Source organism: Ruegeria sp. CDSB113, from assembly GCF_059611045.1.
Genome location: NZ_JBXWOU010000018.1, coordinates 1 through 20,506, shown reverse-complemented (window position 1 = coordinate 20,506; position 20,506 = coordinate 1). Strand labels below are relative to the sequence as shown.

Genomic DNA, 20,506 nt, shown 5'->3' with positions numbered 1-20,506 from the left:
TTGACATGACAGACTGGCCACAGGGATACGGCCTGCACGTTCTGCAAGAGGTCGACAGCACATTGAACGAGGCCGCCCGCATGGCCCCGACTACGGCTGGTCCGGTGTGGATCATGGCGCATCACCAAACGGCGGCGCGTGGGCGACGGGGTCGGGCATGGGCCAATCCCAAGGGAAATCTGGCCGCGACCCTTTTGATGCGGCCACAGGGAAATCCGGAACAGGGCGCACTACGCAGCTTTGTGGCTGCGCTGGCGCTGTTTGACGCCTGCGTTGCAGTGACAGGTCGGGCGACGGGCTTGTCCCTAAAATGGCCCAACGACGTATTGCTGAACGGTGGCAAACTGGCAGGTATCCTGTTGGAAAGCACAGGGCAGGGGCGCGGCGTCTCGCACTTGTCCATAGGCATCGGCGTGAACCTGTCTGAGTCACCCGGAGCAGATCAGGTTGAACCCGGCGCCGTCCGACCAGTTTCCCTATTGTCCGAAGCTGGAGCCAACGTAACGCCCGAGGATTTCCTGACCGAACTGGCTGTCGCCTATGCCAGATACGAGAACCAATTCGTGACTTACGGGTTTGAACCGATCCGGACCGCGTGGTTGGCCCGGGCTGCCAAGTTGGGTGAGGTCATCACCGCCCGTACCGCAGCGTCGGAAACGGTTGGAACCTTTGAAACGGTGGACGCAGGGGGCAACCTTGTCCTAAACACCGCCAAAGGCCGCGTCAGTACTCCGGCGGCGGATGTGTTTTTCTGAAGGAGGCTCAGATGCTTCTGGCTATCGACTGCGGTAACACGAACACTGTGTTCTCGATCTGGGACGGTGAAAGGTTTCTGTGCACCTTGCGCACCTCGACCCACCATGCGCGCACGGCGGATGCGTATTTCACGTGGTATTCGACACTGGTGAAACATTATGGGATCGATGCTGAAATCACTGATGTGATCATCGCCTCGACCGTGCCTCGGGTTGTGTTCAACCTGCGGGTCTTTGCGGATCGGTTCTTTGGATGTCGGCCGCTTGTCGTGGGCAAGCCCGATTGTCTGTTGCCGATGAATCCGCGTGTTGACGAGGGCACAGTGCCCGGCCCGGATCGTCTGGCCAACGCGGTGGCTGCGTTTGACCGGCATGGCGGCAATGTGGTTGTCGTGGATTTTGGCACGGCGACGAACTTTGATGTGGTTGCGGCGGATGGGGCCTATGTCGGCGGGATCATTGCGCCGGGTGTAAACCTCAGCCTCGAGGCATTGCATCAGGGCGCGGCTGCCTTGCCGCATATCGATATCACCCGCCCTGAAAATGTGATTGGCACGAATACGGTTGGCTGTATCCAATCTGGCGTGTATTGGGGCTATTCCGGATTGATCGAGGGGCTGATTTCCCGGATCAAGGCGGAATACGGAATGCCGATGAAAGTCGTTGGAACCGGTGGGCTCGCGCCGCTGTTCGATCAGGCGGACGTGGGGTTTGACGCAATCGAAGATGATCTGACGATGCACGGCCTGACCGTGATACATCGCTATAACAAGGACAATGGCTCGACATGAGCAGCGAAAGATTGATCTACCTACCGCTGGGTGGTGCCGGCGAAATTGGCATGAATGCCTATGTCTACGGCTATGGCAAACCCGGGCAGGAACGGCTGATCCTTGTGGATCTGGGCGTGACATTTCCGGACATGGACACCACCCCGGGCGTTGACCTGATCCATGCCGACATCTCGTGGCTGCGCGAACGTGCCGACCGGTTGGAGGCCGTGTTCGTAACCCACGCACACGAGGACCACGTGGGCGCTGTGGCGCATTGCTATGAGGCGCTGGGTGCGCCTGTCTATGCACGGGCCTTCACCGCCAACATCGCGCGCCGCAAGATGGAGGAGCACGGACACCCCGAGGATGCCGTACATACTGCATCGGCCTGGCCCGAACAGATTTCCGTTGGTCCGTTCAAGGTGGGTTTCCTGCCGGTCTCGCATTCGATCCCCGAAAGCGCTGCCCTGGTGATCGACACGCCCGAGGGGCGGATCGTACATACCGGGGACTTCAAGCTGGATGAAAATCCGATCGTGGGTGAGCCTTTTGACCCCAATCTCTGGGCTGAGGTTGCCAAGTCTGGCGTCAAAGCGCTGGTGTGTGACAGCACGAACGTGTTTTCCCCCCATGCGGGTCGCTCGGAATCCGAGGTCGGCCCCGAGATCACCAGGCTGGTTGAGGAAGCCAGCGGCATGGTTGTTGCCACCACATTCGCGTCGAACGTCGCACGGGTTAAGACGCTGGCCGAGGCAGGTGAACGGGCGGGGCGCTCGGTTGTTCTGCTGGGTCGCGCGATGCGCCGGATGATTGAAGCCGCGACTGAAACGGGCATTCTGACCAGCTTTCCACGCGTCGTCAGCGCCGAAGAGGCTGTGGACATGCCGCGCCAGAACCTGATGCTGATCGTCACCGGCAGCCAGGGAGAACGTCGCGCGGCCAGCGCGCAGCTTGCGCGGGGCAAATACCGCGGTTTGGAACTGAAAGAGGGCGATCTGTTTCTCTTCTCGTCCAAAACCATCCCCGGCAACGAGCGCGGCGTGATTTTCATCATGAACCAGCTCAGTGAAAAGGGCGTGGATGTGGTCGATGACAGTGCGGGCCTGTACCATGTGTCTGGTCACGCCAATCGTCCGGATCTTGAGAAAGTACACGGGCTGGTCGATCCGCAGATGATCATTCCAATGCACGGTGAACATCGCCACCTGCGTGAGCATGCCAAACTGGCCGAAGCTGGTGGGCGTACCGGTATTCTGGCCGTAAACGGCACCATGCTGGATCTGACAGGGAATGCGCCTCGGGTTGTCGACTATGTCGAAACCGGACGGACCTATCTGGATGGCACGGTCAAAGTTGGCGCCCTGGATGGGGTGGTGCGTGACCGGATTCGTATGGCGCTGAACGGGCACGTCACTGTCACGGTCATTCTGGACGAAGAGGACGAACCATTGGGCGAGCCGTGGTGCGATACGATGGGTCTGTCCGAGACTGGATCGTCCCGCGCCGCATTGGTCGAAGTTCTGGAAGAAGACCTGAATCAGTTCCTCATGCGGGCCGATGCCAAGACCCTGCGCGATGATGACAAACTGGAAGAGGCAATACGCCGGATCGTTCGCCAAACAGCAAAGACCGAGATTGGTAAAAAGCCCGAAGTCACCACGGTAATCAGCCGCATGAAATAACGTGTCTGAGGGCCACCGGCCCTCAGTCTGCTTCTGGCATGGGATAACCGCGAAGCTTGAGGAAAAGGCTTTCCTCCTCACTGTTCAGAAAGAACGGAACGGTTTCAGGGGGCGTTGGGTCTGTCACCCGAGCGGCGATTTCGGCCAGCACCACTTCGGTAATGAACGGCAGGTCGAATTCGCGCGCCCGGTCCAGCGGCACCCATTGCAGATGTGACAGCTCGTCCGAGGCGTGGCTGAAATCATCCAGATCGCCCTGTATTGCGGCGGCGTCTACCAGGAAAAAGCGTGCATCGAACCGGCGGGGTCGCCCAGGCGGGGTGACGGCACGAAAAACGAACTGAAGCGCTTGTGCCGATGGGCGGTATCCCATCTGCGCAAAAGTTGCCCAATCTTCGGTCAGCGGGCCTGCCCAATCGCCGGGTTGGCCCAAAATCAGCCCGGTTTCTTCCCAAAGCTCTCGGATCGCCGCCGCTGCCAAGGCATTCTGCAGCCCAGCTTGTGACCGTTCCACTAGGCGGTCACAGCACACAGCAGGCAGATCCGTTGACAGGGCAACATCCGCATCAGACGCATCGACAGCGCCGCCTGGGAAGACAAACTTGTTGGGCATGAACGCGGCTTTTGCGCCGCGTTGACCCATCAGGATGGATGGATTGGTCAGACGATCCCGCAAGACAATGACTGTCGCCGCATCGCGTATGGCTGTTTTGTCCACCGTCATCCGTTGCTCAACTTGTGGTCCAATATCACGCGGACTGGCCAAAGCCGTGCATGCGACGAGCCCATTGATAGGCGACAACTGCCCCTTTCAATCGTGGCAGCAGGAATAGTGACAGGGCGGTACAGCCAAATGCTAAAACCAGGAACATCGTCAGGGGCTCAGGGCGCCAATGGACATAAGATAAGTGCAGCGCCGGTGCCAGCAGGTGACCCACCAGAAGAATCGTCAGATAGGCCGGCCCGTCATCGGCGCGATGGTGAAACAGCTCTTGCCCGCAATTCGAACATTCGTTGTTAACCTTGAGGTAGCTGTGCAGCAGTTTGCCTTCGCCGCAATTTGGGCAACGGCAACGGAACCCTTTGACCAGTGCTGGCTTTGTCGGGCGGTCTTCTACATCGTGGGTTTCGATCGTCTGATCTGTCATGTTGATACTCGCGCGTTCCAATGATGAGGATATAACGCTTGTTTGTGGCTTCGGGAAAGGGGGTGCGTCGCTTTGCATCGCTGAGACGTTTCTAAAAAAGTTTCACTTCCTGCGACGGAATGGGATGCCTGCCCCGTTTGAACCTATGTAAGCAGCGGCAATGGCGCCGCGAAAACAAGGGAAAAACGTTATGAAAAGCGCCAAATTCATTCCGGCAATCATTGTGTCAGCACTGGCAATCACTGGCACATCCGTTTTCGCCGCAGGCGGTAAAGATCGCGAACCTGTGACCTTTCAACAGCTCGATGCGAACGGTGACGGGCAAGTGACCAAGGAAGAAATGCAGGCTCATCGGAATCAGCGTTTCACCAATGCCGACACCGATGGCGACGGCCAGCTGAGCGTCGAAGAGATGCAGGCAGCAGGTCAAAAGAAGGCCAACGACCGTGTTACTAAGATGTTTGAACGCAACGATGCCAACAAGGACGGTTTTCTGAGCGAGGACGAGTTGCCCAAGCCGCGCCGTGCTGACAAGATGTTTGATCGGATCGATGCGAACGAAGACGGCGCTATCTCGGAAGAGGAATTTGCCGATGCAAAAGACAGAATGGGAAAGCGCCACAAGAAACATGGGAAAGCGGACTCTGACGACAGCTAATGCGGGATGGAGGACCTGACCTCTGCTCCACAAGACGTTCGCGGCGTGGATTACGCCGCGAACGAATTGGGCGACGATGTGTTGCTCAGGCAGTTTGCCGATGGCGATGCTGCGGCGGCGCGCGTTCTCACCGATCGGCTTGCGCCGCGCAGCTTATCAGTGGCCCTTCGGTTTCTGGGCAACCGCGCCGAGGCTGAAGATGTGACACAAGATGCGATGATGCGCCTGTGGCAGATGGCACCCGATTGGGTACCCGGTCAGGCCAAAGTATCGACGTGGCTTTATCGAGTGACGCTAAATCTGTGTGTTGATCTGCGCCGCAAAAAGACGCCGGACCGACTGGCCGATGTGCCAGAGCCCGCAGATGAAAAGGCCAGTGCAGCCGACCGTCTACAGGACGCAGCCCGAAAGGATGCACTGCAAATGGCACTATCACAACTGCCCGAACGTCAGCGTCAAGCTGTTGTTTTGCGGCATATTGAGGAATTGCCCAACCCTGAAATCGCTGGGATCATGGGTATTTCGGTGGAAGCGGTGGAAAGCCTTACGGCACGAGGAAAACGGTCGTTAGCGGCGATTCTGGCCGGGCGACGAGATGAACTGGGGTACGACGATGACTGACGACAAAGACAATCTGGATCTGTTGTTCGCCCAAGCCCGGCAGGATCGGCATGAGTTGCCGGATGATCTGGCTGTGCGCATTCTCACCGACGCGGAATCTGTTCGGCTGGGTCGCCTGAAGCCAGATGAGCCAAAGACAAACTCTCTTTGGGCACGCCTTCTGGCCGGGTTTGGCGGCTGGCAGGGAATGGGCGGTTTGGTTGCTGCCAGTATGGCGGGTGTCTGGATCGGCTTTTCAGCACCGGCATTTCTGCCTGATCCTGCCAATTACATTTACGCGCAGGATGTTAGTTTCGTGGTCGCTGACCTAAGTCTGGATACGAGTTTTCTGGAGGACGCCGAATGAGCGATAGCCCCAAACCCAAAAACCGCTGGATGTCGGTTCTGTTGGTCATCTCGCTGGCACTGAACCTGTTGATTGTTGGTGTCGCCCTGGGAACTGCGCTCCGGGTCAAAGGAGGTGATCACGCGAAAGCTCCGCCCGGGTTCGGCTCGTCACTTTACCGCGCTTTGCCAAAGGAAGAGCGCAAAGCGATGCGCGGCGAGCTTTTCGACCGTCACAAAAAGGGTGCAAGCAACCGGTCCCAGGATTTTGCGCAGCTCAGCACCGCCTTGCGCGCAGACCCCTTTGACGCTGTGGCGGTTCAAGCCCTGCTAGACCAGCAAGCGCAGTCTATGGCGGACCTGCAGAATGCCCTGCAGCAAGAGTGGTTGGCTCGGGTAGAAGCCATGAGCGATGAAGAGCGCCTGGTCTATGCCGACCGGCTGGAAGAGGTCGTTAAACGCGGCCCGCGTGGCCACAAGAAAAAGGACTGAGGGTCTCAGGCAGCGTTCTGCCTGATCCTTACTTGATTGCGACCTGCCTTCTTGGCTGCATAAAGCGCAGTATCGGCGGATTTCAGCAACCGCTCCACTGGGTCACCAGGGGGCATGGGCGGGATCGGGGCCGTCAGGCCGATGCTAATGGTGACTGGCACAAGGGCCGAGGTATCGGGCAGAGAAAATGGTGTCTTGCTGATACAGTCGCGCAGGGTTTTAGCCAGATCCATCGCCCCAGCCTGAGAGCTGTCAGGCAGACCTATCATAAACTCCTCTCCCCCGATGCGCGCGACAAAACCCGCCGCGCCAACCGTGCGCTTCATGCGTTTTGCGGCCTCGGTCAAAACCTGGTCGCCGCTGACATGCCCAAAACGGTCGTTAATGGTTTTGAAATGATCCAGGTCTGCTAGCATGACAACAAAACCCTGACCGGTTTGCGATGGTTGTCGTGCCATCTGATCCATGGCTTGCATAGCATAACGGCGGTTGTGCAACCCAGTCAGGGGATCGACCCAAGACTCGGCCAGCCCGCGCTTTAATGAGGCGCGCATCTGGTCCATTCGGGCCTTTCGCGCGATCTGGTTATCCAGATGCAGTTGAACCTCTTCGACGTAGAACCCCCCCATGCACACGGCGTCAGCGCCACGATCCAGCGCCTCGCTTGCCATTGTCGCATTTTCATCGGCCAAGACAGCGATCAATACGGTATGCCGAGTTGCCCCCCGTGACTTCAGATCCGCCAGCGTATTCAGGCCCGCGGCAGTCGTTCCTATTTCGACCAGAATTGCATCCGGCACCGGCCCTGACAGCAAGGCACGCATGTTCGAAGTTGCATGCGTGCTTAGGCTGTGATGTGATCTCTCGGACAATGCGGTTTTCCACAATGTCCCGATCCGGCTGTTCTGAGTCAGTATGGCCACATGGGCCGATTTCGACGGCGTAATCAGCACGGTCGCGGGTTCTGCAAATCCGACTGGATGTGATCCGTCGCCCAGCTGAAGCTCTTGCGTATCGGCGCGCGCGCGCAGAAGGCTGCGAATTCGCGCCAGAAGCAGGGTGTCCTTGAACGGGGCCGCCAACACGTCGTCCAACCCATCCGCCAATGCCTGCAATCTTGCCGCTTTGTCGTTCTGCGGCGCGATTGCAACGACGGGTACATCGGCCAGTTCCGGGTTGGCCATCACCAGTCTTTTGACGTCCGCAGCTGAGCCATCGGGCAGCGTTTGTGCCACCAGCACCAGATCGGGGCGCGTGCGACGTAGCAGCCCGGCCAGCCCTTGCAGCTTTTCAGCCTGAACCACGTGATACCAGGCGGCTGTCAGCTGAACTTTTAGTATAATGCGATTGGTCGAAGTCCCGTCGAGGACAAGGATGGTTCCCTGCACGGACATATCTGTCACCGTTGATTGCATGCGTTGCCAAAGTGTTTATGAGTCTGGTTAACAAACCCTTTCCAAGTGCATATTCGAGGCCTCTTTATGCCGATCACCGCCCAATCCGCCGAAACGCTTGCCCTGAACGTCCTTGGCTGGCTGGTCGGGAATGACGAATTGCTGCCGATCTTTTTGGGCTCGACGGGTGCATCCACCGAGGATCTGCGGGTTCGCGCATCAGAGTCGGAATTCCTGAGTTCGGTTCTTGAATTCTTGATGCTTGACGATTCGTGGGTGATCGCCTTTTGTGACGCCAATTCCGTGCCCTATGACCTGCCGGGTCAGGCGCGGGCTGTTTTGTCCGGTGGCGACGTTCACTGGACCTGATTCAATTCACTGACAGGAGCATGTAATGCCCATCGATGCGATCTTGTTCGACAAGGACGGAACATTGTTTGACTTTGCGGACACATGGGGTGGTTTCGGGCGCAGCGTGTTGGAAAAGCTGTCAGATGGCGATCAAAAGCGGGCCGCCGAACTGGGCCGGGCCATCGGGTTTGATCCGGTTTCGGAAGAATATGCCGACGACAGCATCGTGATCGCGGGGACCGTCGAGGAGATCGCCGAAGCCCTTGCACCCTTTTTCCCGGATATGCCCAGCGATGAGCTGATCGACATTCTGAACACGGAATCGGCTACGGCGACACAGGCTCCGGCTGTTCCGCTGGTTCCCTTCCTCGATGCTTTGCGGCAGGCGGGCCTAAAACTGGGTGTAGCCACGAATGACGGGGAAATGCCTGCGCTGCAACATCTCGCCTCAGTCGGGATTCGCGACCACTTCGATTTTGTTGCTGGCTACGACAGCGGCCATGGGTTCAAACCCGGGCCCGGGCAATTGATTGCCTTTGCAACCCATGTTGGTGTCGACCCGTCGCGCGTGGCGATGGTGGGGGACAGCCTGCATGACCTGCAGGCCGGGCGAGCTGCCGGAATGACCACAATCGGTGTGCTGACGGGGTTGGCGCCGGCCGAGGCGCTTGCGCCGATGGCGGATGTGGTACTGCCGGACATCGGTCACATTCCCGCCTGGTTGGCAGAAAACTGATCCAGCTTCGGCTGAATTCGACTGTCCAAGTAATAAAACCGACAAACCTTGTCGCAGACAGAGCGGCCACTGGGCCGACTTCAGGGCTTGCTTGAAGAAAGCAAGTTCCGGAGGGATCCAATGGCTGACACACAGACTCGCAAACGGCGCGGAGGGGGACGGGCAGGTGCGGCAGCGCGCAGGGGCAGCGCGGTGATCGACCAAATGCCGTGGAACCCGCCGATCAATACCGACAAACCCACCGAACCGCTGGACCAAGCTGGAATCGAAGCGATCCACGAGGGGGCCATGCGCATCCTCGAAGAGATCGGGATCGAGTTCTACAACGAAGAAGCCCTTGGCATCCTGAAAGAGGCAGGCTGTACGATCAATGGCGACAACGTTCGCATGGGCCGTGACTTTGTGATGGAAATGGTGGCCAAAGCGCCATCAAAGTTCACGATCACGCCGCGAAATCCTGACAAGACGATTGAAGTTGGTGGCAAAACCCTGTTGTTCGGGAACGTGTCTTCTCCTCCGAACTACTGGGATCTTGAGATTGGTACCAAGGTGGCCGGAAATCGCGAGATGTGCCGGAATTTGCTGAAGCTGACGCAGTACTTCAACTGCATTCACTTTGCGGGGGGCTATCCGGTCGAGCCGGTCGATATCCACGCCAGCGTCCGACATCTGGACGTGCTCTATGACAAGCTGACGCTGACCGACAAGGCGATGCATGCCTATTCGCTGGGTAAGGAACGCGTTGAGGACGTGATGGAGATGGTGCGGATCGCTGGAGGTCACAGCCATGAAGAGTTCGAAGCGACCCCGCGGATGTATACCAACATCAACTCGACCTCACCGTTGAAACACGACCATCCGATGATTGACGGCTGCCTGCGTCTTGCGCGGCGCGGGCAAGCAATTGTCGTGACGCCGTTCACATTGGCCGGTGCGATGGCGCCGGTTACGATGGCCGGTGCGGTTGCGCAATCCCTGGCTGAGGCGCTGTGCGCAATTGCGCTGTTCCAATATGTCCGGCCGGGAATTCCCTGTGTTATCGGGACGTTCACCTCCAACGTTGACATGAAATCCGGCGCACCTGCATTTGGAACGCCCGAATATATGCGCTCAACCCAGATGACCGGTCAAATGGCGCGCTACTATGGCTTGCCCATGCGGTCGTCAGGAGTGTGTGCGGCGAACGTACCCGATGGACAAGCTGTGTGGGAGACGTCGAACTCGCTCTGGGCTGCGGTGCAGTCGGGTAGCAACATGGTGTACCATGCGGCCGGGTGGCTTGAGGGCGGTCTGATCGCGAGCCCCGAAAAATTCATCATGGATTGCGAAATTCTGCAGCAAATCCAGCGATACATGCAGCCCGAGATCACAGCGACAGGCCCAGATGAAATCGCGCTGGATGCGATCAAGTCTGTTGGGAACGATGGCCATTTCTTTGGTATTCAGCACACCCAGGACCGCTACACAACCGCGTTCTATCAGCCGTTCCTGAGCGACTGGAAAAACTATGAAGGTTGGGACGTTGCAGGTGGTATCTGGACGGCCGAGCGCGCCCACCACATGTTCAAGGAAATTGTAACCAGCTTTGAGCCCCCGCCGATAGATGACGGGATTCGCGAAGAGCTGGAGGATTTTGTTGCCCGCCGAAAGGCTGAAGGCGGTGCGCCGACGGATTTCTAATGTAACAACAAAGACTTCCAGATTGAGACTCTGTCGGATTGCCATAAACGCATCGTGTTTTTTGGCTATTTGTTAAGGATTATCTGAGCAGATTGGGGTGTAACCAATCTGGGGCATCTCATGCATGGTCTGATCAATCGGGCAATACAGTCATTTGTTTGCGCGACTTATGGACAACCCTGCTGGCTGCGGGTGACCGAGGCTGCGGGCCTGGGCTTTACCGAGTTTGAGGCAATGCTGCTTTATGACGACGCCATGACCGCGCAGGTTTTGGACGCGCTATGTGCTGACCTGAATCGCCCACGGGCCGAGATACTGGAGGATCTCGGAACCTATCTGGTGTCGCACCCCAATATGGAAGATTTGCGCCGACTGCTTCGGTTCGGCGGTGTGACATATGTCGATTTCCTGCACTCGCTGGATGACTTATCGGATCGTGCCCGCCTTGCAGTATCCGATCTGCGTCTACCAATGCTGGAGTTGTGTGAGGTGTCACCGGCAGAATATCATTTGTACTGCTACCCCGGTCTGCCGGGCTATTCCAGCGTGATGGTCGGCGTATTACGGGCAATTGCAGACGATTATGGAGCATTGGCCATGCTGTCGCATGAAGGGCAGTCCGGCGACACTGAGGTCATCACGATCGTTCTGATCGAAAGCGCGTTCGCCGAAGGGCGTCATTTCGATCTGGGGGCACGCAAATCATGATGCAAACCACTGAACTCTCGGCTCTTTTGGATACGTTATGCCCCATGTTCGTGATGGTGGATGATCAGGGCAGGATCGCGAATGCCGGGCCGACGTTACAAAAGCTTCGCCCGGGTCACCCGATGCGGGGGCGAGACTTTTTGGACGTCTTTGAACTGGTTCGGCCACGAACAGTTACAACGATTGCTGGGCTGCTGTCTCTGGCCGGTGGCAAAGTGCATCTGAAATTTCACGATGAACCCCGGACCGCTCTGACCGGGCTAATCGCGCCCTTGCCAATGGGGAACGGGGCAATCATCAACCTGTCCTTCGGGATTTCTATCCTAGACGCTGTTCGTGACTATGCCCTGACTAGCGCGGATTTCTCTGGCACGGATCTGGCGATCGAACTGCTGTATCTGGTTGAGGCGAAAACAGCTGCGATGGAGGCATCGCGCTCACTGAACCTGCGACTGCAGGGAGCTATGCTGGCCGCTGAAGAACAGGCGGTGACAGACATGTTGACGGGTTTGAAAAACCGCCGCGCGATGGATGTGGTTCTTGGCCACCTGATCTCCGGTAATTCCGTCTTCGCACTTATGCATTTGGACCTGGATTTCTTCAAAAGTGTCAACGACCGCCTTGGCCATGCGGCGGGGGACTTTGTGTTGCAACAGGCCGCGCGCATTATGGAGGAAGAGACACGAAATGAGGACACGGTCGCCCGGATCGGTGGTGATGAGTTTGTCATCATTTTCAAAGGTCTGGTCGACGAAAGTGTCCTGTCTGACATAGCAGGACGCCTGATCAGCCGGCTATGCCAACCCATGATGTTTCAGGGTGCCCCGTGCAAGATTTCGGCAAGCATCGGAACGGCCTTGTCCATGCAGTTCGGCACGCCGGATGCGGCAGAGCTGCTGAATGCAGCTGATCAGGCGCTGTATGAGGCAAAGCGGCAGGGGCGGTCGCGGCATTGTCTGTACTCGGCACTTGTGACCACTGGGCTGAAACCGGCCAGTTCGCAATGACTTCTGATTCCACGCAGAGCGAGTATTTAAGTTAACCCAGCGCAAAAGCCCGTGTCAGTGTCCCCGCAATATGGCGTTTGATCGGGGAAAGTTCTCCGACAACCGGCATCACGTGGCCTTTGAACCGCGCTCGCTCCAGTTCCTGCGGCACGTCTTCCAAAACATGCCCGCCAGTGCAGGCAAAGAAGGGCAGGCACAGAGATAGATCGCCAGCCCCGGTCGCGGCCTCGGCAATGGACGGGGCCTCTTCCACAAACCCGACGCGGATGGATTGGAAGGTCACGCACCGGGCCAGTTCCTTGGAAAACTCAATGGCGACAGCTGATGGGTTGCGGCTGCGGCCCGATCCATGTGCCGCCAGAACCAGATCCGTTTTGTCCGCGTTCCACCCCTTGCCCAACAGCGTATCCTGCAACGCACCCGCAGCCAAAGCGGGGAGTTTAGGGTCAACGCCCAGCGGGTCCAGAATTTGGATGTCTCTATCACCCAGACGCTTGGGCAGTGCGCTCGTCACAAACCACCCCTTGGCCATGAAAAGGGGATAGATGACAGTGCCGTCGGGCAATTCATCCAAACGAGCCTCCAGCATTCCTGGCGCTGCAAGAGTGGCTGATTGAACGCTGACGCCATCGCAATACGCATCGACCTCTGCCGCATAGGAAGCTAGCGCCGCTTCGGCAGGGGCCGGATCCGAGGGTTGGCCGTGGGCAACGATAAGGGCGTGCGGCATCTAGGAGTATCCTGTGGCTTTTCAGTTAGGTGTGTCCGGCTGGTGCAAAGTCAATCCGTGGGACGTCACGCTATCCCAATAATGTCAGCCAAAGCCAGACTGTCAGGATCGAGACGCCGGTTCCGACCAGAACGGACGAGGCCGCGACCCGTTTTGCCCGTCCGTACATATTGGCAAAGATGTAAGCATTGAAACCAGGCGCCATCGCTGCTGTCAGCACACCCGATCGGAACAGGTCCTGCGGCAGACCAACTGTTGAGCCGAATAACCAGACAAGACTGGGATGCAGCATCAGTGATATTGCGCAAACAAACGCGATGGCGCGCAGGTCGCCTTCGGGCTTGTATTTCACCAGCACTCCGCCAAGCGCGAACAGCGCCCCGGGCAGGGCGGCACGGGTCACAAGGCCCAGAGCTTCGTCTACGACCGCAGGTATGCCAATACCAGACAGGTTCACGGCAAAACCCATTGCTATGCCAAGGATCAGTGCATTGCGGAACATGGCCGACAAGATGGATTTGACCATGCGGGGGCCGCCCTGGCCGCGATTTCGAATAACCTCCATCACCGTGATGCCAACACCGTAGCAAAAGGGCGAATGGAAGGCGATGATCGCATAGTTGCCGGTAAGGTTTTCGGGGCCATAGGCGCGTTCGGTAATCGGCAGTCCCAAAAGGACAGAGTTCGAGAACAGACAGCAAAACCCGATGGCGACGCAATCTTCCCAATCCCGGCCAAAGATAAATCGTGCACCGAACAGACCAGCAGTGAAACACAGGCCAGCTGCTGAGTAGAAGCTGACCAGAAGCCGGGGATCAAAGCTGGCGCTTAGATCCAGATGCGAGATTGCAAGGAACAGAAGGCATGGGATTGCAAAGCCCTGGGTGAACTTCATCAACCCATCGATGTGAATTTCCTTGAAATACCCCAACCTGGTCGAGGCATAACCTGCTCCGATCACAAGGAAAACCGGTAGAATGACGTCGATCAGACTTTGAAGCATGGCACCGCTTTGCAGGCTGGGCCGACACAAGATTGCTGCGTCCCAGATCGGTTGCGTGGGGTCTTAAAGCGCCTGATGGATCACCATTCCGTCATAGGCTGGGTTGATGTTGTCGGCGGTTTCCGCATCAACCGTGGCATAGTCCAGATCGATATGCATGTTGGTCAGGACCGCGCGCGTGGGGTTCAGTTGTTCGATCCAGCCCAGCGTCCTTTCCAGATGCGCATGGGTCGGGTGAGGTTTCCGACGCAGCGCGTCAATCACCAGGCAATCCAACCCTTCCATCATCGACCAGGCGTCGTCGTAGATTTCCGCCACATCCGGCAGGTACGCTAGATTACCCATCCGGAAACCAAGCGAGTCGATCGAGCCGTGGTTGACCTTGAATGGATGGAACGGGATCGGGCCGCCGGGGCCGTCCACTTCGAACGGGCCGTCGATGGACTTCAGGTCAAGGATCGGCGGGTAGGGTGATCCTTCGGGCTGGACAAAGGCGTAACCGAACCGTCCCAGCAAGGCGTTCTGCGTGTCGCCATCAGCCCACACGGGCACGCGCTCGCGCATATTGAACACGATCATACGCAGGTCATCAATGCCGTGGACGTGATCGGCGTGCGAATGGGTGTAGATCACCCCATCCAGACGTCCGGTTCCGCTGTCGAGCAATTGGCTGCGCATGTCGGGGGAGGTGTCGATCAGCACCGAGGTTGTACCGTCCGGGCCGTCCCGTTCCACCAGCATTGAACAGCGGCGACGGATGTTTTTGGGGTTCTTGGGGTCGCAATCGCCCCAATGCCCGCCCAGCCGGGGGACGCCGCCGGATGATCCGCAGCCAAGGATTGTGCATCGCAATTCGGTCATGCAGCCGCCTTGTAGGTCGCTGCTTTGGTGAACAACCGGTCAAAATTTGCCTGCGTATGGGCAGCAAAATCGACGTATTCCATCCCAAATACCTCGGCCCCTTTGCGAGCGGTGTGGGCGGTATAGGCGGGCTCGTTCCGCTTGCCGCGATACGGGGGTGGGGCCAGGTATGGCGCGTCGGTTTCAACAAGGATGCGGTCGACCGGGGCGCTGGCAAAGATATCGCGCAGCTCTTGGCTTTTGGGGAAGGCCGCGATACCGGACATCGACAAATAGAACCCCAGTTCAAGAGCGGCTTTGGCCAGTTCGGCAGAAGAAGAAAAGCAGTGCATCACGCAGGAATAGGGCGCGTTGCGGTGTTCCTCGGCCAGAATGCGGGCCATGTCGTCATCGGCGGCACGGGCGTGAATGATCAAAGGCAGGCCAGTGCGTTGGGCGGCCTCAATATGCACCCGCAAGGATTGCTTCTGCACTGCTGCGCTGTCGGCGGTATAGTGATAATCCAGCCCGGTTTCGCCGATGCCTACAAATTTGGGGTGCCGAGACAAGGCGACGAGTTCATCGACCGATGCCATCGGCTCATCAGCGGCACTCATCGGGTGGGTGCCGGCAGCGTAGAAGACCGGCGCGTGGGTCTCGGCGATGGCGCGGACGGTTGGTTCGTTCCGCAAGCGGGTGCAAATTGTTACCATGCGGGTCACGCCAGCCTCGGCAGCATTGGCCACGATCTGATCCAGCTGACCTTCGAAATCGGGGAAGTCCAGATGGCAATGGCTGTCGGTGATTTCGGGCGTATTGCTCATCTGCTCTGACCGGCGGTTTCCTGTATCTTGAACACCGTATCTAGGACCAGAGCGGCAGGGTCAAGGTTCACCGCCTGCCCATGACGCACACGTGCGGTGATCACCGCTGCGACCTCGGCCCATTTGCGGGCCTGCTGCGGTGAGGCCGACAGGCGGGCAAGTGTCTCTGCCTCGTTCGGAGCGGCTTCGGGCATCGGGGCCACGCCGGTAGCACCGGTCAGCGCAAGCCGGGACAGGGCGACGTCGATCAACGTCAGTAACAGTTCAAACCGCTCGGACGCGCCACGTTGGGCAGCAGCCTCGGCCAAGGCCAGCGCGCGCTGGCGGTCCATGCGGGGCAGGGTGCCCAGAATGGCGATCAGCTCGGCGTAAATCTCAAGCCCGCCCAGATTGATCAGGCGCACCGCATCACCCACGGACCCGGCAGCCAGTGCAGCCAAATGATCCGCCTGTCCCGGCATTTCTGTGCCGGTCTGCATTAGCGCGGCTTCCATATCCTCAGATCCCAGCGGAGACAGGCGCAGTGTCCGGCACCGCGACCGGATTGTCGGCAGCAGACGCGATGGCTGGTGCGAGATCAGCAGCAAGGTAGTACGGGCCGGGGGCTCCTCAAGCATTTTCAACAGCGCGTTGGCGGCGCTGACGTTCATCTCATCCGCTGCGTCCACAATCACAACGCGTCGACCCCCGTCAGTCGAGGAAAGGCCGAAGAACTTGCCAAGCTTGCGGATATCATCAACCACAATCTCATTACGCAACCGCCCCTGATCGTTCAGAGATCGGGTAATTGCCGCCAAGCCGGGTTCGGCCCCAGCCTGAATACGGTGTGCGACGGGATGTTCAGGATCGATCTCAAGGCTATCGGGCGGTGGCGGTGCACCAAATAGCCCGTCATCCTCGGTCGGAGGTGTTGCCAGTAGAAACTGCGCGATCCGCCAGGCCAGCGTCGCCTTGCCAACGCCACGTGGACCGGTAATCAACCAGCCGTGGTGCAGACGTTCAGAAGTAAAAGCACTCAGAAAAGCCTGTTCTGCTGCGTCCTGACCAAACAGGCGCAGTGTCTCGCGCGGGTGTGGGGCACCGGGTGCCTGATCCGGGGTTGGGGTGTCGTCGCTCATCTATCGTCTATCGCAAAGCTTGCAGAACGATATCTGTCACATCCTGTGCAACACTGTCCATGTCCCGGTTGCCATCAACCACGCGGAAACGGTCGGAATACTCATCCGCAAGGGCCAGAAACCCTGCACGCATCTGTTGTTGCAGATCCAGCCCGAAATCTTCGAACCGTTCTTCTGTTCCCTGACGCCCCTTGGCGCGGGACAGCCCGGTTTCGGGGTCCATGTCGATCAAAACGGTCATGTCGGGTTCGCGCCCGATCATCAGGTCGTGCAATTGATCGACCAATCCCCGCAGATCGCCGCGCGACAGGCCCTGATACATGCGGGTGCTGTCGGCGAAGCGGTCGCAGATCACGACTTTGCCCTCGGCCAGCGCTGGCCTGATCGTGCGTTCCAAATGATCCCGGCGGGCCGCCGTAAACAGCAGGATTTCCGTCTCTGCAGACCAGCGATCCGGGTCACCTTCCAGAACAAGGCTTCGGATCTCTTCAGCGCCTGCAGATCCTCCGGGCTCGCGGGTCAGAACGACATCGTAACCGAGGCCACGCAAATGTTCGGCAAGCATTCGTGCTTGTGATGACTTTCCAGACCCGTCAATACCTTCGAAGGTCAGAAACAACCCTGCCTTCGTCACATCGCCTCCAGCGGATTGCCGATAACGTCTTCCAGAACAATACCACCAACGGTTTTCATGCGCACGACAAAGCCGCCCACAGGCACGTCTTTGGCCGCGAATAGTGGGCGACGGATTTCGGGCAATCCTTCGGGTGTGATCACCAGCTCAGCCAGTTTCTGCCCCTTTTCCACAGGCGCGTTGATCGGACCTTCGTAGACGACCTCAGCTTTGACGTCCTTGTCATTGAGAACTGGGAACAACAAGGTCAGATCCCCTTCGGGTACCAGCCCAACAGTTTTTTCGGCGCCCATCCAAATCTGGGCTTCGGCTATCGGCGTTTCGGCGTCGGCAATGGTCCTCTCGACAAAATTGCGAAACGACCAGTTAACCACGGCCTCAGCCTCCTCTGCGCGACGGGCGGTGCTATCGAGGCCAGTCAGGACAAAGACAACCCGACGGTCGCCTTGCTTAGCCGAGCCGACAAGGCCATAGCCTGCCTCTTGCGTGTGTCCGGTTTTCAAGCCGTCGGCCCCGATCCCCAGTTTCAGCAAAGGGTTGCGGTTGCGTTTGTTCGACGGCGCACGGCCATCAAACTCAAACTCTTCTTCTGCGAACAGTGGGTAGTATTCCGGAAAGTCGCTGATCAGCCGGTTGGCCAATACGGCAAGGTCATGGACCGACATCATGTGGCCTGCTGCCGGCCATCCGTTCGAGTTGGCGAAGTTCGAGTTGTCCATGCCCATCTGCTTGGCGCGCTGCGTCATGTAGCGGGCAAACCCGGCCTCTGTCCCATCGGGGCTTAGCGCCTCGGCAATCACCACGCATGCGTCGTTACCAGACAATACGATGATGCCACGCAGCAGATCCTCGACGCTGACACGATCCTGCGTGTTCAGGAACATGGTCGAGCCACCATAGCTCATGGCGTGTTCCGACACGGGCAAGGTTTCACCCAGGGTCAGGCGGCCATCGCGCAACGCCTCAAACGCGACATAGAGCGTCATCAGTTTGGACATCGACGCAGGCGGCAGCGGCTGGTCTGCTTCTTTCGACAGCAGAACCGTTCCGGTCGTCTGATCGATCACATAGGCCGCTCGGGCGGTTGTGTCGAACGCTTGGGCGGGCAGGGCAAACAACGCCAGCCCGAGGGTCAAAACAGTTGATCGCAGTGAGGACAGCATGGGGGCCTCCTTTGTTTCAGTTTTTGACGGTGAACGCGTCGTTGAAGCCCAAGTCTTTGACATCGCGCTGCATGGCATTGCGTTCCGAGCGCGACGTGGCTGGGCCGACCAGGACCCTCCAGACCGTTTTGCCGTCCGAGGTCAGTTCTCGCACCTCGGCAGGCATTCCGTTGCGGCGGATCTTGTTGGCAGCACTGTTGGCGTTGGTTTCAACGCCGAAAGTGCCGACCTGAACAAACGGCTTTGACAGGGACGACACCGAAGCCGCCGTGGCTGCCGATGCGTCGGCGGTTGTGGCAGAGGGGGTGCTGGCTGGTGTGGGTTCTGCCGCGTCAATCGCCGCAGCCGCGCCCGCGATCGGGTCCAGCGGCGTTTCGGTGATTTCATCGGGCTTTTTCTTTTGCCACCATTTACGCTTGGCTGGTTGTTCAGTCGGGGGAGTAACCTCGGGGTCCACCAGTGAAGCCGATGATGCTGCTGCTGTCGTTTCGACTACCTCAGTCGCTGTGTCGGTCGCCGTATCGGTCGCGGCATCAGCGGCCACGGCCGCTGCAGTCGCGGTACCGGCCGCCGTGGCAGGTTTTTTGCGCTGCCACCATTTGAGCTTGGCCGGTTCTTCAGTCTCTGCGACAGTTTCGACCGCCTCGGTGGCTGTTTCCGCCGCCGTGTCGCTTGCCGTGTCGGTCGCGGCATCTGCGGCTACAGCAGCCGCAGTCGCGGCACCGGCCGCCGCAGCAGGTTTTTTGCGTTGCCACCACTTGAGCTTGGCTGGCTGTTCAGCTTCGGCGGCCTCATTTTCGGCGATGTCGGTCTTGGGTTCATCCGCTGCTGCGGTTTGCGTTTCTTCGACAGGGGTCTCTTCGGCTGCGGGCTTTTCTTCAATCGGCTCAGGTTTCGGCTCGGGCGCTTTGCGACGCAGGGCGACGACATCAACATTTGTAGGTGCACCAGCCAGAATACCCAGCTTTTCGGCCGCAGCAGAGGAAAGTTGCAGTTCGGGGCCCGGCAAGTTTCTTTCGCGACGGAACAACGCGGCGGTGATCGTTTTGTTGTTCTTGGGGTTTTTAACGCGTACACGCTCGGGCTGTGTCACGTCCGGATGAGCAACCCATATGCCGCCCAATGACGGACGGCCGTCCCACAGTCCGGGCTCGGACAACTGAAACACCTCGGGTGCTTCGACATCATCTTTCGGGCTACCGGCGGGTACAGGGAAAAGGTCGGTCCGACCGTCTGATGCGGTTTCAGAGCTTTGGGTATCTGCCGAGACATTTTCGGGGGAAAGCGCCTCATCGCAACCAGCTAAAACCACGGACATAACGGCCAAAGCCGCTAACGCTCGCGGATGTGCGCGTGTCTCTGTCGCTCGCTTCATCTTGTCATCCCTTGCCTGATTGGGCCTCGTTTCCCGAGACCCGCCGCCGATTGCTGGTTCTGTATTGCCAGCCTGCTTCGGTCTTTCCTGCAGATCATAACGCGGCCAAAGTGTCATGGAAAGACCGCAGCAGGCGCTTCGGCAAGAATTCCCTATTTGGTCTTGCCACCGGTTCGCGATGGCCTTAGACCCGGCCCCACGCGGGGAGGTGGCAGAGTGGTCGAATGCGGCGGTCTTGAAAACCGTTGAACGTGAGAGCGTTCCCAGGGTTCGAATCCCTGTCTCCCCGCCACTCATACCTGTCTCACTTCAGTTGTGTTTTCTGACCCGGAATTGTTCCGCAATTCCCGCGAGTTGGCCCGTGCGCATTCAATCAGAGACGGAGCAGATCGTACACTCAGAGCGTAATTCCGGCCGCAGTCTCAGTGCCGCATTTTGGCGGGGTCGCTTTGGGCTGGATTTCCCTGATAACCTGCAATTTACAGGGAAT

At 58.5% G+C, this 20,506-nt stretch carries 23 protein-coding genes and 1 tRNA gene; 13 read left to right on the top strand and 11 right to left on the bottom strand.

What is annotated here, in order from left to right; genetic code table 11:
• Positions 1-5 precede the first annotated feature (5 nt).
• From AC2FIS_RS21480 to AC2FIS_RS21470, 3 genes are read left to right on the top strand one after another with little or no spacing between them, the layout of a single operon-like run.
• Positions 6-755: a biotin--[acetyl-CoA-carboxylase] ligase gene (locus tag AC2FIS_RS21480; protein ID WP_496775303.1), complete on the top strand. Its 750-nt coding sequence runs from the start codon at positions 6-8 to the stop codon at positions 753-755.
• Positions 756-766: 11 nt separating this feature from the next.
• Complete coding sequence (locus AC2FIS_RS21475; RefSeq protein WP_496775301.1) at positions 767-1,546, top strand: type III pantothenate kinase; 780 nt, start codon at positions 767-769, stop codon at positions 1,544-1,546.
• Positions 1,543-3,210, top strand: a complete 1,668-nt coding sequence (locus AC2FIS_RS21470; RefSeq protein ID WP_496775300.1) for a ribonuclease J — start codon at positions 1,543-1,545, stop codon at positions 3,208-3,210. Before AC2FIS_RS21475 ends, AC2FIS_RS21470 begins: the two co-directional genes overlap by 4 nt.
• Before the next feature lie 22 nt (positions 3,211-3,232).
• Here the strand turns inward: AC2FIS_RS21470 and AC2FIS_RS21465 are convergent, their stop codons facing one another.
• Positions 3,233-3,934, bottom strand: coding sequence for an NUDIX hydrolase (locus tag AC2FIS_RS21465; protein WP_496775298.1), 702 nt, complete (start codon positions 3,932-3,934; stop codon positions 3,233-3,235).
• A 25-nt stretch (positions 3,935-3,959) separates the two neighbouring features.
• Positions 3,960-4,358 (bottom strand): DUF983 domain-containing protein, encoded by a 399-nt coding sequence (locus AC2FIS_RS21460; protein WP_113788484.1) that lies wholly within the window; start codon positions 4,356-4,358, stop codon positions 3,960-3,962.
• 190 nt (positions 4,359-4,548) lie between these two features.
• Here AC2FIS_RS21460 and AC2FIS_RS21455 point away from each other — a divergent pair, with 190 nt between their 5' ends.
• The 4 genes from AC2FIS_RS21455 to AC2FIS_RS21440 are packed head-to-tail and all read left to right on the top strand — an operon-like array spanning position 4,549 to position 6,453.
• Complete coding sequence (locus tag AC2FIS_RS21455; protein WP_058279674.1) at positions 4,549-5,016, top strand: EF-hand domain-containing protein; 468 nt, start codon at positions 4,549-4,551, stop codon at positions 5,014-5,016.
• A gap of 6 nt (positions 5,017-5,022) precedes the next feature.
• Complete coding sequence (locus AC2FIS_RS21450) at positions 5,023-5,637, top strand: RNA polymerase sigma factor (RefSeq protein ID WP_496775297.1); 615 nt, start codon at positions 5,023-5,025, stop codon at positions 5,635-5,637.
• The gene (locus AC2FIS_RS21445) at positions 5,630-5,983 is read left to right on the top strand and encodes a hypothetical protein (protein WP_109310457.1); all 354 of its coding nucleotides are present in this window, start codon (positions 5,630-5,632) and stop codon (positions 5,981-5,983) included. The genes AC2FIS_RS21450 and AC2FIS_RS21445 overlap by 8 nt, the downstream gene beginning before the upstream one ends.
• Positions 5,980-6,453: a periplasmic heavy metal sensor gene (locus AC2FIS_RS21440; RefSeq protein WP_496775295.1), complete on the top strand. Its 474-nt coding sequence runs from the start codon at positions 5,980-5,982 to the stop codon at positions 6,451-6,453. The genes AC2FIS_RS21445 and AC2FIS_RS21440 overlap by 4 nt, the downstream gene beginning before the upstream one ends.
• Before the next feature lie 5 nt (positions 6,454-6,458).
• Here the strand turns inward: AC2FIS_RS21440 and AC2FIS_RS21435 are convergent, their stop codons facing one another.
• Positions 6,459-7,868: a diguanylate cyclase gene (locus AC2FIS_RS21435; RefSeq protein ID WP_496775294.1), complete on the bottom strand. Its 1,410-nt coding sequence runs from the start codon at positions 7,866-7,868 to the stop codon at positions 6,459-6,461.
• A 66-nt stretch (positions 7,869-7,934) separates the two neighbouring features.
• Between AC2FIS_RS21435 and AC2FIS_RS21430 the strand changes: the two genes are divergently transcribed.
• From AC2FIS_RS21430 to AC2FIS_RS21410, 5 genes are all read left to right on the top strand, one after another.
• Entirely contained in the window at positions 7,935-8,216 is a 282-nt protein-coding gene (locus AC2FIS_RS21430) for a DUF3572 domain-containing protein (protein WP_058279646.1), read from the top strand.
• Positions 8,217-8,241: 25 nt separating this feature from the next.
• On the top strand, positions 8,242-8,934 hold the full coding sequence (locus AC2FIS_RS21425; RefSeq protein WP_496775293.1) for an HAD family hydrolase: 693 nt from the start codon (positions 8,242-8,244) through the stop codon (positions 8,932-8,934).
• A gap of 120 nt (positions 8,935-9,054) precedes the next feature.
• Positions 9,055-10,614, top strand: a complete 1,560-nt coding sequence (locus AC2FIS_RS21420) for a trimethylamine methyltransferase family protein (RefSeq protein WP_496775291.1) — start codon at positions 9,055-9,057, stop codon at positions 10,612-10,614.
• A 120-nt stretch (positions 10,615-10,734) separates the two neighbouring features.
• Positions 10,735-11,322, top strand: coding sequence for a heme NO-binding domain-containing protein (locus AC2FIS_RS21415; protein WP_496775290.1), 588 nt, complete (start codon positions 10,735-10,737; stop codon positions 11,320-11,322).
• Positions 11,319-12,329 carry a diguanylate cyclase domain-containing protein gene (locus AC2FIS_RS21410; RefSeq protein WP_496775288.1) on the top strand — a complete coding sequence of 337 codons (1,011 nt, stop codon included), beginning with the start codon at positions 11,319-11,321 and terminating at the stop codon, positions 12,327-12,329. The genes AC2FIS_RS21415 and AC2FIS_RS21410 overlap by 4 nt, the downstream gene beginning before the upstream one ends.
• A gap of 31 nt (positions 12,330-12,360) precedes the next feature.
• Here AC2FIS_RS21410 and AC2FIS_RS21405 read toward each other — a convergent pair whose 3' ends face one another.
• From AC2FIS_RS21405 to AC2FIS_RS21370, 8 genes are all read right to left on the bottom strand, one after another.
• Positions 12,361-13,059, bottom strand: a complete 699-nt coding sequence (locus AC2FIS_RS21405; protein WP_496775287.1) for a CbiX/SirB N-terminal domain-containing protein — start codon at positions 13,057-13,059, stop codon at positions 12,361-12,363.
• Between the two features lie 70 nt (positions 13,060-13,129).
• A complete protein-coding gene (locus tag AC2FIS_RS21400; RefSeq protein WP_496775285.1) occupies positions 13,130-14,062 on the bottom strand; it encodes an AEC family transporter in 933 nt (310 codons plus the stop codon).
• A 63-nt stretch (positions 14,063-14,125) separates the two neighbouring features.
• Entirely contained in the window at positions 14,126-14,923 is a 798-nt protein-coding gene (locus AC2FIS_RS21395; protein WP_496775284.1) for an MBL fold metallo-hydrolase, read from the bottom strand.
• The gene (locus AC2FIS_RS21390; protein WP_496775283.1) at positions 14,920-15,726 is read right to left on the bottom strand and encodes a TatD family hydrolase; all 807 of its coding nucleotides are present in this window, start codon (positions 15,724-15,726) and stop codon (positions 14,920-14,922) included. The genes AC2FIS_RS21395 and AC2FIS_RS21390 overlap by 4 nt, the downstream gene beginning before the upstream one ends.
• Entirely contained in the window at positions 15,723-16,844 is a 1,122-nt protein-coding gene (locus AC2FIS_RS21385; protein WP_496775282.1) for a DNA polymerase III subunit delta', read from the bottom strand. The genes AC2FIS_RS21390 and AC2FIS_RS21385 overlap by 4 nt, the downstream gene beginning before the upstream one ends.
• Before the next feature lie 7 nt (positions 16,845-16,851).
• Positions 16,852-17,478: a dTMP kinase gene (gene tmk / locus AC2FIS_RS21380; RefSeq protein WP_108861556.1), complete on the bottom strand. Its 627-nt coding sequence runs from the start codon at positions 17,476-17,478 to the stop codon at positions 16,852-16,854.
• Entirely contained in the window at positions 17,475-18,641 is a 1,167-nt protein-coding gene (locus AC2FIS_RS21375; RefSeq protein ID WP_496775281.1) for a D-alanyl-D-alanine carboxypeptidase family protein, read from the bottom strand. Before AC2FIS_RS21375 ends, tmk begins: the two co-directional genes overlap by 4 nt.
• Positions 18,642-18,657: 16 nt before the next feature.
• Positions 18,658-20,016 (bottom strand): SPOR domain-containing protein, encoded by a 1,359-nt coding sequence (locus AC2FIS_RS21370; RefSeq protein WP_496775280.1) that lies wholly within the window; start codon positions 20,014-20,016, stop codon positions 18,658-18,660.
• 202 nt (positions 20,017-20,218) lie between these two features.
• Here AC2FIS_RS21370 and AC2FIS_RS21365 point away from each other — a divergent pair.
• A tRNA-Ser gene (locus AC2FIS_RS21365) sits at positions 20,219-20,308 on the top strand.
• Positions 20,309-20,506: the final 198 nt, after the last annotated feature.